This window comes from Rhodococcus pyridinivorans, assembly GCF_900105195.1.
Classification (GTDB): Bacteria; Actinomycetota; Actinomycetes; order Mycobacteriales; family Mycobacteriaceae; genus Rhodococcus; species Rhodococcus pyridinivorans.
The window spans coordinates 4,384,076-4,397,345 of sequence record NZ_FNRX01000002.1 but is presented as its reverse complement, the minus strand read 5'-3'; the positions used below and the strand labels follow the sequence as shown (position 1 = coordinate 4,397,345).

At 67.9% G+C, this 13,270-nt stretch carries 17 protein-coding genes and 1 tRNA gene; 12 read left to right on the top strand and 6 right to left on the bottom strand.

What is annotated here, in order from left to right:
- Window positions 1–40: 40 nt before the first annotated feature.
- From mscL (BLV31_RS20795) to BLV31_RS20780, 4 genes are all read right to left on the bottom strand, one after another.
- Entirely contained in the window at window positions 41–472 is a 432-nt protein-coding gene (gene mscL, locus BLV31_RS20795; protein ID WP_006553790.1) for a large-conductance mechanosensitive channel protein MscL, read from the bottom strand.
- Window positions 473–597: 125 nt separating this feature from the next.
- Entirely contained in the window at window positions 598–1,323 is a 726-nt protein-coding gene (locus BLV31_RS20790) for an SAF domain-containing protein (RefSeq protein ID WP_064061780.1), read from the bottom strand.
- Between the two features lie 103 nt (window positions 1,324–1,426).
- Window positions 1,427–1,714 (bottom strand): FmdB family zinc ribbon protein, encoded by a 288-nt coding sequence (locus tag BLV31_RS20785; protein ID WP_006553792.1) that lies wholly within the window; start codon window positions 1,712–1,714, stop codon window positions 1,427–1,429.
- Window positions 1,715–1,798: 84 nt separating this feature from the next.
- Window positions 1,799–2,401, bottom strand: coding sequence for a 5-formyltetrahydrofolate cyclo-ligase (locus BLV31_RS20780; RefSeq protein ID WP_024103191.1), 603 nt, complete (start codon window positions 2,399–2,401; stop codon window positions 1,799–1,801).
- 61 nt (window positions 2,402–2,462) lie between these two features.
- Between BLV31_RS20780 and BLV31_RS20775 the strand changes: the two genes are divergently transcribed.
- The 7 genes from BLV31_RS20775 to BLV31_RS20750 all read left to right on the top strand — a co-directional run bounded on the left by BLV31_RS20775 (window position 2,463) and on the right by BLV31_RS20750 (window position 7,859).
- Window positions 2,463–3,374 carry a UTP--glucose-1-phosphate uridylyltransferase gene (locus BLV31_RS20775; protein WP_006553794.1) on the top strand — a complete coding sequence of 304 codons (912 nt, stop codon included), beginning with the start codon at window positions 2,463–2,465 and terminating at the stop codon, window positions 3,372–3,374.
- A gap of 31 nt (window positions 3,375–3,405) precedes the next feature.
- Entirely contained in the window at window positions 3,406–4,659 is a 1,254-nt protein-coding gene (gene glp / locus BLV31_RS20770) for a molybdotransferase-like divisome protein Glp (protein ID WP_019288788.1), read from the top strand.
- The gene (locus tag BLV31_RS20765; protein ID WP_019288787.1) at window positions 4,659–5,294 is read left to right on the top strand and encodes a GNAT family N-acetyltransferase; all 636 of its coding nucleotides are present in this window, start codon (window positions 4,659–4,661) and stop codon (window positions 5,292–5,294) included. Before glp ends, BLV31_RS20765 begins: the two co-directional genes overlap by 1 nt.
- A 256-nt stretch (window positions 5,295–5,550) precedes the next feature.
- Entirely contained in the window at window positions 5,551–6,369 is an 819-nt protein-coding gene (sepX, locus tag BLV31_RS20760) for a divisome protein SepX/GlpR (protein WP_064061781.1), read from the top strand.
- 163 nt (window positions 6,370–6,532) lie between these two features.
- A tRNA-Ala gene (locus tag BLV31_RS20755) sits at window positions 6,533–6,605 on the top strand.
- A 101-nt stretch (window positions 6,606–6,706) separates the two neighbouring features.
- The gene (locus tag BLV31_RS25140; RefSeq protein WP_153811617.1) at window positions 6,707–6,850 is read left to right on the top strand and encodes a hypothetical protein; all 144 of its coding nucleotides are present in this window, start codon (window positions 6,707–6,709) and stop codon (window positions 6,848–6,850) included.
- A gap of 160 nt (window positions 6,851–7,010) precedes the next feature.
- On the top strand, window positions 7,011–7,859 hold the full coding sequence (locus BLV31_RS20750; protein WP_064061782.1) for an SDR family oxidoreductase: 849 nt from the start codon (window positions 7,011–7,013) through the stop codon (window positions 7,857–7,859).
- A gap of 61 nt (window positions 7,860–7,920) precedes the next feature.
- On the opposite strand, the gene BLV31_RS20745 is transcribed toward BLV31_RS20750, so the two are convergent.
- Window positions 7,921–8,388: a heme-binding beta-barrel domain-containing protein gene (locus BLV31_RS20745; protein ID WP_006553798.1), complete on the bottom strand. Its 468-nt coding sequence runs from the start codon at window positions 8,386–8,388 to the stop codon at window positions 7,921–7,923.
- A gap of 100 nt (window positions 8,389–8,488) precedes the next feature.
- Between BLV31_RS20745 and arcA the strand changes: the two genes are divergently transcribed.
- Entirely contained in the window at window positions 8,489–9,700 is a 1,212-nt protein-coding gene (arcA, locus tag BLV31_RS20740) for an arginine deiminase (RefSeq protein WP_006553799.1), read from the top strand.
- A 7-nt stretch (window positions 9,701–9,707) separates the two neighbouring features.
- Here arcA and arsC read toward each other — a convergent pair whose 3' ends face one another.
- Window positions 9,708–10,055, bottom strand: coding sequence for an arsenate reductase (glutaredoxin) (arsC, locus tag BLV31_RS20735; RefSeq protein ID WP_006553800.1), 348 nt, complete (start codon window positions 10,053–10,055; stop codon window positions 9,708–9,710).
- Window positions 10,056–10,206: 151 nt separating this feature from the next.
- On the opposite strand from arsC, the gene mscL (BLV31_RS20730) reads away from it, so the two are divergent.
- The 4 genes from mscL (BLV31_RS20730) to BLV31_RS20715 all read left to right on the top strand — a co-directional run bounded on the left by mscL (BLV31_RS20730) (window position 10,207) and on the right by BLV31_RS20715 (window position 13,199).
- Complete coding sequence (mscL, locus tag BLV31_RS20730; protein WP_006553801.1) at window positions 10,207–10,656, top strand: large conductance mechanosensitive channel protein MscL; 450 nt, start codon at window positions 10,207–10,209, stop codon at window positions 10,654–10,656.
- Window positions 10,657–10,668: 12 nt separating this feature from the next.
- Entirely contained in the window at window positions 10,669–11,031 is a 363-nt protein-coding gene (locus tag BLV31_RS20725) for a GntR family transcriptional regulator (protein ID WP_006553802.1), read from the top strand.
- A 114-nt stretch (window positions 11,032–11,145) separates the two neighbouring features.
- A complete protein-coding gene (locus BLV31_RS20720; RefSeq protein WP_006553803.1) occupies window positions 11,146–12,756 on the top strand; it encodes a BCCT family transporter in 1,611 nt (536 codons plus the stop codon).
- Window positions 12,753–13,199, top strand: a complete 447-nt coding sequence (locus BLV31_RS20715; RefSeq protein ID WP_019288786.1) for a hypothetical protein — start codon at window positions 12,753–12,755, stop codon at window positions 13,197–13,199. The genes BLV31_RS20720 and BLV31_RS20715 overlap by 4 nt, the downstream gene beginning before the upstream one ends.
- Window positions 13,200–13,270 lie beyond the last annotated feature (71 nt).

Sequence of the window (13,270 nt, the reverse complement as noted above, 5' to 3'; positions counted from 1 at the left end):
CGAATCTCGAGCGGGCCCGGTCTTTTTCGTCGTCGACCACCTACTCGATTCCCGGGTTGGGTTTGGCGTGAGCGCCCTGAGTAGCCTGGCCGGCCTGTGCCTCGAGGATGTCGCGGATCTGGATGAGCAGGTCCTCGGCGCTGGCCTGCTTGTCCTCCGGTTCGGTGACGAACTTCTTCTTCGCCGCGTTGGCGGGGACGATGAGCACGAAATACACGACCGCGGCGATGATGATGAAGTTGATGATCGCGGAGATCACCGCGCCGATGTTCACGAAGGTCTCCGGGTTGCCGCTCACGATCTCGAAGCCCCAGCCCATCTCGTTGTCGCCGCCCACCGCGCTGATGAGCGGCTCGATGATGTTCGCGGTGAACGCTGTGACGATAGCGGTGAATGCCGCACCGACCACGACCGCGACGGCGAGATCGAGGACGTTGCCCCTGAGTATGAAGTCCTTGAAGCCCTTCAGCATGGTGTGCTCCTTCTCGCGGCCTGTCCGCCGGAGCCGCTCACATGAGGTAGGTCACACGGACGTTCACACGATAAACCGCGAGGTCGGTTACGGGTGGCGATTGCGCTGGGGAAACGAGCGGATGCTCAGTGCAGTGTGACGGTCAGAGCGCTGACGAGTGACGCCGCTGCGACCGCCGTGGCAGGTTCGGGCTCCAGCGCGACCAGCACGACCCGCTCGTTCCGATCCCGCGCCGGCCTGTCGGATTCGGCCAGCACCACCACCGCACCCCGGGCGAGGACGTGGGCGCCGGGCAGGGGTCCCTCTTCGGTCTCCGTCACCGTCAGGACATCGACGCGGTCGCCCTCACGGAGCAGTTCGCTCACCCCGGCATCGGCGAGGCGGATGGGCACTACGCGGGCCTCGGTGGAGCCGGTGGCGACTGCGGCGAGACGAGGACCGAGAAGGCGGGTGTCCACGAGGGGTTCACCGGCCGGCACAGGGCCGGCGAGAGTGTGGCCCACGGCGTCGTCGATGTCGTGCAGGGTCCCGGCGACCACAGTGGACCGATCGCGCTCCACGTGAGCGACGTCGTCGGCCGTGAGGGTGTGCCCGGGCGCGAGATCGTGAGCCGCGACAACGACACCCACACGATCGGTGTCGGGGTCGCCGCGCAGCGCGAGGATCACCGCGAGGACGGCGAGGAGTCCGGCCGCGATCCGGCGGGCCCGGACGATGCGCAACCAGCCGGGGCGGAGGAGTTCGACGAACCGGTCGGGGAAGGTGGGCTGCAGCGAGGCACCCGCAGAGGAGCGCGAGTGGTGCGGATGCGCGCGCTCACGCTGGAGGAACGAGAAAGGGCCGACGGGCATGCCCCGAACCTAGAAGGTGGGGATGCTCTGTCGGCCCCGATGAACCCTCGGAGACGGCGGTCTGTGGATGACTCGACCGCCTGTGGACAAAGGAGTCCGGAGGTCAGCTCGCGGCGGCCGCCGGAGCCGAGGACGTGCTGCTCGACGACGAGCTGCTGTCGCTCGACGAGGAGCTGGTCGAGCTCGTCGACGCGGATTCGCTCGCGGTGCTGCCGCTGCGGGAGTCGGTGCGGTAGAAGCCGCTGCCCTTGAACACGATGCCGACCGAGTTGAAGAGCTTGCGCAGCTTGCCCTCGCACTGCGGGCATTCGGTCAGGGAGTCGTCACTGAAGGACTGCACGATGTCGAACTTGTTGTCGCAGGCCGTGCAGGCATATGAGTAGGTGGGCACCGGTTGATCCTCCGCCAGTTCGTCGAACCGCAGTATTCGTCGTACTGCAGTTTTGGCACTCTACCGCCGACAGTGCCAACAGCGCTAGGGAGTGTGTTGTTCCGCACGGTCGCCGCTACCGAGCCGGACCAGCCCTTTCCCGGGTGTCAGCGCCCATCCCATACGGATGTCGTGGGGGTCCTCGGGGAGTTCGTCGACGAGCTCTTCATCGCGGACCACCGCGATGATCACGGCCTCGGGTGAGGCGAGGTGCAAGGTGCGGTCGTAGAAGCCGGCGCCGCGGCCGAGCCGCACGCCCCGCGCGTCCACCGCCAGGGCCGGGACGAGCACCGTGTGAGCCTTCGCCACCGCCTCGGGCGGGAAGATCTCACCACCCGGCTCGCGCAGCCCGAAATCGGCCGCCATCAGCGTCTTCTCGCCCATGTAGCGGGCCCACGACAACGGTTCGCCGGTGCGGGTCACCGGGACGAGCACCGTCGTTCCGGCCTCGGTCAGAGCGTCGAGGAGCGCGATCGATCCGGGCTCCGAACCCACGGGCACATATGCGCACACCATCGACCCCGCCGGGGCCAGCGTCGAGGCCACCGTGGCGAGCGCGGTGTCCTCGATTCTGCGCCTCGCAGCACTCAGCTCGCGCCGAGCTGTAAGAATGCGGTCACGCCAGACCGCTTTCGGGGGTGGGGGCATGTCTGCGCCTTACGATCGCCGAACCACCGTCCTCGGTGGCCGAAGTTTAGGGTGGGAGTCTATGACGAACAGTACGACCGGAGGCACGCGGCATTTCAAGACCGCGGTTGTCCCCGCAGCAGGTATGGGGACGCGGTTCCTTCCCGCGACCAAGACGGTTCCGAAGGAACTCCTGCCGGTGGTCGACACGCCCGGCATCGAGCTCGTGGCGGGTGAAGCCGCGGAGTCGGGCGCCGAACGCCTTCTCATCGTGACGGCGCCGGGCAAGGACGGCGTGGTCGCGCACTTCGTCGAGGATCTCGTCCTCGAGTCCAAGCTCGAGGAGAAGGGCAAGTACGAGCTCCTCGCCAAGGTCCGCAAGGCCCAGGGGCTGCTCGAGGTCGAGTCCGTGGTCCAGGAGAAGCCGCTCGGCCTCGGTCACGCCGTGGCGTGTGCCGAAGAGGCGCTCGATCCCGACGAGGACGCGATCGCCGTGCTGCTGCCCGACGACCTCGTGCTGCCGGTCGGCGTGCTCGAGACGATGCAGCGCGTCCGCGCCAAGCGTGGCGGTTCTGTGCTGTGCGCGATCGACGTGCCCAAGGAACAGGTCAGCGCGTACGGCGTCTTCGACGTCGAGGTCGTGCCGGACGCCGCCAACCCCGACGTGCTCAAGGTACTCGGCATGGTCGAGAAGCCGGCCGTAGAGGACGCACCGTCGACCTTCGCCGCCGCCGGCCGATACCTGCTCGACCGGGCGATCTTCGACGCACTGCGTCGCATCGAGCCCGGAGCCGGGGGAGAACTGCAGCTCACCGACGCAATCGCCCTGCTCATCTCCGAGGGCCACCCCGTTCACGTGGTGGTGCACCGCGGCACCCGACACGACCTCGGAAATCCCGGGGGCTATCTGCGCGCTGCGGTTGACTCGGCGTTGAACACGGAAGAGTACGGGCCCTCGCTGCGCGAGTGGCTCATCGAGCGCTTGAAGCGCTGACTGCAGGACGGGCTGGAGGACGAGAAGCGGTATGCGGTCGGTTGAGGATCAGCAGGCCAGGGTCACGGCGGCGGCAGTCGCACCCCGGCCGGTCCGGGTGGCCATTTCCGAGGCGCAGGGTCTGCTGTGCGCGGAGGAAGTGGTCACCGAGCGACCCCTACCCGGATTCGACCAGGCGGCGATCGATGGCTACGCCGTGCGCAGCGTCGACCTCCAAGCCCCGGCCGAGACCGACGGCGGGTCCGCGCCCGCCGAGGTGACGCTGCCGGTCGTGGGCGAGGTGCGTGCCGGTTCGCGTCAGCCGATCCGTCTCCAGCCCCGTCAGGCGGTGCGCGTCGACACCGGTGCGCCGCTGCCGACGCTCGCCGACGCGGTGCTGCCACTCGACAACACCGACGGCGGTGCCGCGCGCATCAAGGTGCTCGAACCGGTGCGGTCCGGCGACTACGTGCGCCGCACCGGCGACGACGTCCAGCCCGGCGACATCGCAGTGCGGGCCGGGACGATCATCGGGGCCGCCCAGGTAGGTCTGCTCGCCGCGGTCGGCCGCGACAAGGTGCTCGTCCATCCGCGCCCGCGACTGTCGGTCATCTCCGTCGGCGGCGAACTCGTCGACGTCGACCGCACCCCGGGGCCGGGACAGGTCTACGACGTCAACTCCTACGCGCTGGCCGCGGCCGCGCGTGACGCCGGAGCCGACGTCAACCGGGTCGGGATCGCCAGTACCGACCCGAAGCGGCTGCGCGAGGTCGTCGAGGGTCAGCTGATCCGCGCCGAGATCGTCGTGATCGCCGGGGCCGTGGGCGGCGGCGCGCTCGAGGAGGTCCGCGAGGCGCTGTCCGATCTCGGCGAGATGGGCGTCGAGCGGATCGCGATGCATCCGGGCTCGGTCCAGGGCTTCGGACGTCTCGGCCGCGACGAGGTGCCGACCTTCCTGCTGCCCGCCAATCCGGTGAGCGCGCTCGTCGTCTTCGAGGTGATGGTCCGGCCGCTGATCCGCATCGCGCTCGGCCGTCGCCAGCCGATGCGCCGCGTGGTCTCGGCACGCACGGTCGCCCCCATCACCTCGATCCCCGATCGCAAGGGTTTCCTGCGCGGCCGGCTCATGCGCGACGAAACGACGGGCGACTATCTCGTGCAGGCGCTCGGCGGCGCCGCGGGTTCGTCGTCGCATCTGCTCGCCACCCTCGCCGAGGCGAACTGTCTCGTCATCGTCGATCCCGAGGTCTCCGAAATCCGCACGGGAGACCCGGTGGACGTGGCGTTCCTCGGGCAGCGTGGTTGATGTCCCGTCATCCCGGCTGGCCGGCGGAGCTCGGGCCGCTGCGGGTGGCAGGGGGCGTGGTGACCGTTCGATCGATCCGACTGCGCGACGCCGCGGCGTGGAGCCGTCTGCGTCTGCGAGATCGCGCGCATCTCGAGCCGTGGGAGCCGACCGGTGAGGCGCCGTGGGACATGCGGCACCACATCTCGGTGTGGCCCGGGCTCTACCGGAGTCTGCGCTCGGAGGCCCACAAGGGCCTGATGCTGCCGATGGCCATCGAGCTGGACGGCAGATTCTGCGGGCAGCTGACGGTGGGCAACATCGTGCGCGGAGCGTTGCGCTCGGCCTGGATCGGCTATTGGGTGGAGAAGGAGGTCAACGGCCTCGGTGTCGCGACCGCCGCCGTCGCCCTGGGCCTCGACCACTGCTTCGGCCCGGTCGGGCTGCACCGCGTCGAGGCCACCGTGCGCCCGGAGAACGAGGCCAGTCGCGCGGTGCTGCGCAAGGTCGGCTTCCGCGAGGAAGGTCTGCTGAAGCGCTACCTCGACGTCCAGGGCCGGTTCCGCGACCATCTGCTGGTCGCGATGACGGTCGAGGAGGTGCCGGGCTCGGTCTCGGATCGCCTCGTCCGTGCCGGTCGCGCGACCTGGTCCTGATCGCTTTCCGTCTCGAGTCGGGTTCGTCCGCTATGTAACGCAGGTTACTCGCAACTCGAGTAACAATCCCCAGCGCGTGTGGGATCTCTGTGATTAGAGTGAAGAAAGTGTCAATTGGTTTCGCGTGACTCGAGTGACGTCTGTTGTCGATCGAGTCGGCGTTTCTGTACAGGTAAACGCGGTGATGCCGTTAGCCTCATGTAGGTCGGTGGCGTCGACGGGCTGGTAGGGCGACGACTGGAGGGAGGACCACCGGATGCCGAACTCGCTTCTGTGGATCGGGCTCGTTGCCGTGTGGTTGTTCGTTCTGGTTCCCATGCTGGTCACGAAGCGTCCTCGAATCCGGCAGACGACCGACGCCGCGCTCGCAACTCGAGTTCTGCACCGCGGAGACGACGAGCCGATCACCCCTCGAGGGCCGGCCGCCGGGCACCGCAGCGATCCTCATTGGCGTCCGAGTCGTGACCGCACGCACCGCACCCCCGCGGAGGACCGCATGAACACTGAACTCGACGACAGGCCGGAGATCGATTCCGACGAGGCCGACGTCCACCACGAAGCAGCACCCGATCGTGAGCCCGTGCGCACACACGCACCGCAACGCCGGGGCCGCGGCGGATTCGACCCGCACGCCGATGCGGTCGCCAGCGCCGCACGATACGAATTCCGGCAGCGGGCCGTCCTCGGCCTGCTGATCGCCGCGATCATGACCTCGGCGCTCGCCCTGATCGTCTCGTCGGTCATGTGGTGGCTCGCCGGTCTCGCGGCCGTGGCCCTCGTCGCCTATCTGTTCTACCTGCGGCGCCAGGTGCATCTCGAGCAGGAGATCCGGCGGCGTCGCCTCGCGCGACTGCAACGGTCCCGCGCGGGGGCCCGCGGCGGCCACGACGACGTTCCGCAGAGCCTGCGTCGCCCGGGGGCCGTGGTCCTCGAGGTCGACGACGAGGATCCGGAGTTCGAGCACCTCGATCGCTACGAGGACGACTACGGCATCGACCACGGCTACGACGTCCGAGCGAGCGACGGCGACGACGAGTCCGGCGACTACGTCGTTCCCCGCGCAGTGGGGGAATGATCGTCCTGCGACGCTTACGGCGGGGCCCGCACCGAATCTGTGCGGGCCCCGACCCGTCTTCGGAGCAGGCCGTGAAATCGCCCGTCACCTGCGCCGACACTCCGATTTCGTGATGGACGGGGTGGTTTGCTAGAGTTTGCGAGTCGGTTCCCTCGGAACCTACGGGGCTGTGGCGCAGTTGGTAGCGCGCTTCGTTCGCATCGAAGAGGTCAGGGGTTCGATTCCCCTCAGCTCCACCCCTGAAAGCCCCGCCCTCGGCGGGGCTTTCGTCGTATGCAGGGCCATTCGCTGGCGGGTCCACGCCGAACCCGGCAGACTGTGTGTCATGGACCACAGGATGAGTGACGACGAGTTGCGTCGGGCGATCCGGGTACTGCGCGAGCGCGCCGACCTCGCGCGCAGCGAGAATCGCCACGACGATGTCGAGATGATCGAGCGCACGATTCGGCAATACCAGGAGGAGATGGCCCAGCGGCTCTGAGTTTCCATCCGCCGGAGCCCAACACTCCGGCTCACAGGTCGCTTCGCTCGGACACACAAGTCGCTTCGCTCGGACACACAAGTCGCTTCGCTCCGGCGCATCCGGTTCGTCCGTGGCGCGCCGGAGCGTCGAGTCGTCACGGCGAGGCTAGGGTGTCGCCATGGCGATCACCGACCTGCGCGGAACCAAATTCCTTGTGACCGGCGCGGCCAGCGGAATCGGCCGCGCCCTGGCCCATGCGGCCTCCGATCGCGGGGCCCGGCTGGTGCTCACCGACCTGCAGGAGGAGGCCCTCGACGAGGTCGTCCGCAGCGTTCGTGAACGCGGCGGCACCGTGCTGCACTCGGCCGCCCTCGACATCTCCGACTACGAGGCCGTCACCGCCTTCGCCCGCGACGTGCACGAGGCGTGCGGGTCGCTCGACATCGTCGCCAACGTCGCCGGAGTGTCGGTGTGGGGCACCGTCGACCGGCTGCAGCACGAGCACTGGAAGCTCATGGTGGACGTCAACCTCATGGGGCCCATCCACGTCATCGAGAACTTCGTGCCGGCCATGATCGAGGCCGGTCGCGGCGGGCACATCGTCAACGTCTCCTCGGCCGCCGGGCTGCTCGCCCTGCCGTGGCACGCCGCCTACAGCGCAAGCAAGTTCGGTCTGCGGGGAGTGTCGGAGGTGCTGCGGTTCGACCTCAAGCGCGACGGCATCGGTGTCTCGCTGGTCGTCCCGGGGGCCGTGCGTACACCGCTCGTCGACACCGTGCAGATCGTCGGCGTCGACCGTGATCGTCCCGAGGTCCGCAAACTCACCCAACGGTTCGTCCGCCACGCCGCGACTCCCGAGAAGGTGGCCGAGCGCATCGTCACCGGCATCCTGAAGAACCGCTTCATCGTCTACACGTCCTTCGACACCCGGTTCGGTTACTGGTGGGCGCGTAAGTTCGCGCCGCCCTACAACCTCGTCATGCAGGCCGCCAACGACTACTTCCGTCGCGTCGTCGGCACCAAATGAAATTCGGCGCGACATGATTCAGTGGATCCGACACCGCTCGGCGGGGCCGGAACCACCTGAATCATTCCGGCGCGCGGTGCAGCTCGGCGTGCAAATGATGCGTCAGAGGGGTGTCGGCGTGGGCCATCCAGAAGTCGTAGACCAGCACGTCGCCGTCGACCTCGAAACGCCGCCGGACCTCGTGCACGGGCTTGGCGTCGGGTGAGCGCTCCAGGGTGAGGGTGGTGAAGTCCAGCACGCCGCCCTCCGGCCGGGCCCGCTGGATCTCGACGAACCCGGTGGGCTGCGAGACGAGCAGTTCGACGTCGTCGCCGCTGCGGCGCAGGTAGCCGTTCTCGGTGTGCAACGGGCGTCCCTCCGTGCGGTGCCGCGTACGGCTGACGTACATCAGGAAGGGCTTTCCGGGAATGGTGGCGAACTCGATCGTCTCGTCGTACGCGAAGTCGTCGATCGTGCGGTAGTGGCCGTCGCCACCTCCGGTCCAGCGCCCGGCGAACGGTGCCAGGCACCCGAGCGGGTCGTCGGCCATGAAATCTCCCTCGTGTTCTCGGTGTGTTCTTCGCAATCGTTGCCGCCGTACTCGACGCGCCTGACCCGGATGCCGCCGTCCTGCGCGATACCGTGAGCATATGAGTCATCGCTGGGGTGTCGAGTCCGAAGTCGGTGAACTCCGCGCCGTGATGCTGCACCGGCCCGGTGCCGAACTCGAACGCCTCACGCCCCGCAACAACGACCAGCTGCTCTTCGACGCCCTGCCGTGGGTGGCGCGCGCCCAGGAGGAACACGACGCCTTCGTCGAGCTGCTGCGCAGCCGCGGGGTGGAGGTGTTCCTGCTGGCCGACCTGCTCACCGAGACACTCGAGGCCAGTGGCGCCGCGCGGGTGCAAAGCGTGTCGTCGGCCGTCGACGCACAGCGTCTCGGTTATGCCCTCGCGGAGGAGTTGACGGGCCATCTGCGTGCCCTGCCCGCTGCCGAGCTCGCCCGGATCCTCATCGCGGGCATGACCTTCGACGAACTGCCCGCGGTGGGCAACGGCGCTGCCCCGTCCCTCGTGCGGCTGATGCACCACGGTTCCGATTTCGCGATCGCACCGCTGCCGAACCTGCTCTTCACGCGCGATTCGTCCTTCTGGATCGGCTCGCGCGTGGCGATCCCCAATCTTGCGCTGCCCGCGCGCCGGCGCGAGACCAGCCTCACCGACCTCATCTACGCCTTTCACCCGCAATTCCTCCACGTGCGACGCGCGTACGAATCGCACACCGCGCCCGTCGAGGGTGGCGACGTGTTGCTCCTCGCGCCCGGCGTCGTCGCCGTGGGGGTGGGGGAGAGGACGAGTCCCGCCGGTGCGGAAGCGTTGGCGCGCAGTGTCTTCGACGACGAGCTCGCGCACACCGTGTTGGCGGTCCCGATCGAGCAGCGCCGGGCGTCGATGCACCTCGACACCGTGTGCACGATGGTCGACGTCGACGCGGTGGTGATGTACCCGGCGATCCGGGACAGCCTCCAGGCGTTCGCCATCCACCGCGAGAACGGCGCGGTGCAGATCTCGGGGCCGCGCCCCTTCCTCGAGGCCGCCGCCGACGCGATGGGGATCGAGAAACTGCGTGTCATCGACACCGGTCTGGATTCCGTTGTCGCCGAGCGTGAGCAGTGGGACGACGGGAACAACACGCTGGCCGTGGCGCCCGGCGTCGTCGTCGCCTACGAACGCAATGTCGAGACGAACACCCGCCTCGAGGATTCGGGGATCGAGGTACTGCGGATCGCCGGGTCGGAACTCGGTTCCGGCCGCGGCGGTCCACGATGCATGTCGTGCCCGCTCTCGCGGGCGGTCCTGTAACTCCTCGTCAGAGGATCTCGCGCACCTTGTCGACCGGACGCGCGAGCACGGTGCCCTTGTCGGTGACGACCAGCGGACGCTCGATGAGGATCGGATTCGCGACCATCGCATCGAGCAGTTCGTCCTCGGACGCCTCGGCCAGGTTCAGCTCCTTGTAGAGCGATTCCTTCTTCCGGATCGCTCGACTCGGTGTGAGACCTGCCGCATCGAGCAGCGCCTGCAGTTCGTCTCGGGAGGGCGGAGTCTCGAGATATTTGATGACCGTGGGTTCGAGTCCGTTCTCCTTCAGCAACGCCAGAGTGTTGCGTGACGTGCTGCAGCGCGGGTTGTGATAGATCGTCGCCGTGGTTGCCATGGCCCGATTCTGCCCCGGCGCAATCCGTAACCCGCTGCCACCCGCCGCCGTGTTGCCCGATTCGTCCCTGTTGAAGCCGGTGGGCAGCGTTACTACGATCTCCGCGCACTGAAGTTTTTCGAATTCTCACCAGAAAAGGGCACGGAGCACGATGCTCAAAGGTTTCAAGGATTTCCTGCTGCGCGGAAATGTCGTCGAACTCGCCGTCGCAGTGGTCGTCGGCGCGGCGTTCACGTCCATCGTCACGGCGTTCACCGATCACATCGTGAACCCGCTGGTCGCTGCTGTGGGTGGCGACAATGAGATGGGCTTCGGCTTCCGCCTGCTCTCGTCGAACGACGCGACCTTCGTCAACCTGGGCGCCGTCATCTCCGCGGCGATCAACTTCTTGATCATCGCGGCCGTCGTCTACTTCGTGCTCATCGTGCCGGTCAACGCGGCCAAGGCCCGCTTCGCGCCGGAGAAGGAGCCCGAGGACGAGCCGCTGAGCGAGACCGATCTGCTCATCCAGATCCGCGACCTGCTCGAGACCGGGAGTTACAACCACGCCCCTGCCGAGGTGCCCTCGGCCGAAGCGCCCGTCAAGGTCACCGAGCGCTGATAACCTGCGAGAATGTTCGACCTCGCCATCGATCCAGACTCGCCTGTCCCGCCGTTCGAGCAACTGCGGCGACGCATCGTCGACCTGGTCCACGATGGTGAGCTGATCGCTGGTACCAAGCTGCCCACCGTCCGGGGCCTCGCCGACACCCTCGGCATCGCTCCGAACACGGTCGCCAAGACCTACCGGGAACTCGAGAAGGTGGGTGTGCTCGAGGCCCGGGGGCGGGCGGGGACGTTCGTCGCCGACACGGGCGATCCCACCCGCACGCGGGCCCAGCGATCCACCAACGAGTACGTAACCGAGGTGAGGGCACTCGGGATGTCCGACGAGGAGATCCTCGAGTTCGTCTCGGCCGCCCTGCGCGCGGGTTGACCTGCCGATCTTCCGGTTCGTGCAGAGAATGCACGGCGCGTCCGGAATGTGATGATTTTCTCGGGTTCGACGATTCCGCTCCGCAGGCGCCCGAAACTTGCAAGGTTTGTTCGCATGAATGTCCCTGGTGATCGGCCCGGGTCCGAGGAGATCGACGAGGTCTCGGGCGCCCGTGCTTCTGAAGTAGCCGCGTCCGCGGCGCATCCGCCGCAGACCGACAAAGTGGTCTTCGGAGTCGCTGCCGCGCTGGTCGCGGCGATCGTGGTGTGGGGCCTGGCCGCCACCGACAATTTCGGGACCGTTACCGGGAACATCCTCGACTGGATCGTCGTCGAGTTCGGTTGGTTGTTCGTGCTCACGGCGAGCGGATTCGTGTTCTTCGCGCTCTGGCTGGCGGTGAGCCGATACGGCCGCATTCCGCTCGGCAAGGACGACGAGAAGCCGGAGTTCCGCACCGTCAGCTGGATCTCGATGATGTTCGCCGCCGGCATGGGCATCGGCTTGATGTTCTTCGGTGTCGCCGAACCGCTCTCGCACTTCGTCGAGCCGCCACCGGGCAGCACCGGCGGCACCGGCGTCGCGATGGCGACCTCGATGTTCCACTGGAGCCTGCATCCCTGGGCGATCTACGCCGTGGTGGGTCTGGCCATCGCCTACGGCACCTTCCGCAGGGGTCGCAAGCAGCTCATCAGCTCGGCGTTCATCCCGCTGCTGGGACGCCGGGCCGAAGGTCCGCTCGGCAAGGTCATCGACATCCTCGCCCTGTTCGCGACCCTGTTCGGCACCGCGGCGTCGCTCGGCCTGGGCGCGCTGCAGATCGGCTCGGGCTTCGAGGTCACCGGCTGGCTCGAGACGGCCGGAGTGATGCTGCTCGTCGCGATCGTCGCACTGCTCACGCTCGCGTTCATCGCCTCCGCGGTCACGGGTGTCGCCAAGGGCATCCAATATCTGTCGAACATCAACATGGTGCTCGCCGCGATCCTGGCGATCTTCGTGTTCGTGCTCGGACCCACCGTCTTCATCCTCAACCTCGTGCCCACCACCCTCGGTGCCTACGCCGCGGAGTTCGCCCGCATGTCGGCGCGCACGGCCGCCTCCAACGAGGCCGCAGGTGAGTGGCTGTCGAGCTGGACGATCTTCTACTGGGCGTGGTGGGTCTCGTGGGCGCCCTTCGTCGGCATGTTCCTCGCCCGCATCAGCCGCGGCCGCACCATCCGCGAGTTCATCGTCGGTGTCATCCTCGTCCCGAGCCTCGTCAGCCTCATCTGGTTCTCGGTGTTCGGCGGCGCCGGTATCGGACAGCAGCTGGACGGCCTGGACATCGCGGGTGCCGACAGCGTCGAAGGACAGCTGTTCGGGGTGCTCGGCAACCTCCCGCTCACCGGCATCGCCACGGTCGTCGCGATGCTCCTCATCGCCATCTTCTTCATCTCCGGAGCGGACTCCGCGTCGATGGTGATGGGCAGCCTCAGTCAACGCGGCACCCTCGCGCCGAATCGCGGCGTCGTGGTCTTCTGGGGCGGACTCACCGGCGGTGTCGCGGCCCTGCTGCTGTGGAGCGGCGGCGAGGAAGCCCTCAACGCCCTGCAGACGATGACGATCATCGCGGCAGCTCCCTTCCTCCTCGTGATGATCGGTCTGTGCGTGTCGCTGTACCGGGATCTGCAGCGCGACCCCCTGATCACGGGCGGGCGCAGGAAACGGACACTGCGCAAGGTCGAATGACCGAGCGGTCCCACATCGAGGACGTCGAGTTCCTGCTCGACGTCCTCGATGCGCGTCCGGGCACGTCCGTCCTCGCGATCGACGCCGGGCCCGCCTCCGCCGTGGTCGCCGAGAACGTCGGTCCCCACGGCCGCGTGCGCGTGGCACCCTCGGTGACCCGCGCCCACGAGTTCGCGCAGCGGGAGAAGTTCGACCGCATCTACGCACTCGACATCCCCGACCTCCGCGAGGACACCGCCGCCGCGGCCGCCCTCGCGCCGCTGCTGACCGACGACGGACAACTGTGGGTGATCGACGGGGCAGGACCGGGGGAGGACACCGGAACCGTCTCGATGACCGTGAGCACCGTTCTCGCACGGGCAGGATTCGCGATCGTCGACATCCTCGAACGCGGATCGCGAGTCGCGGTGTGGGCGGCGGCCGGACGACGGCATCACGGGTGACACACGACGCCGCGTGCCTGCGGTGAGTTGTCGCCCACCCCGAGTACGGTGTCGCCTGCCCGGCAGTTGCT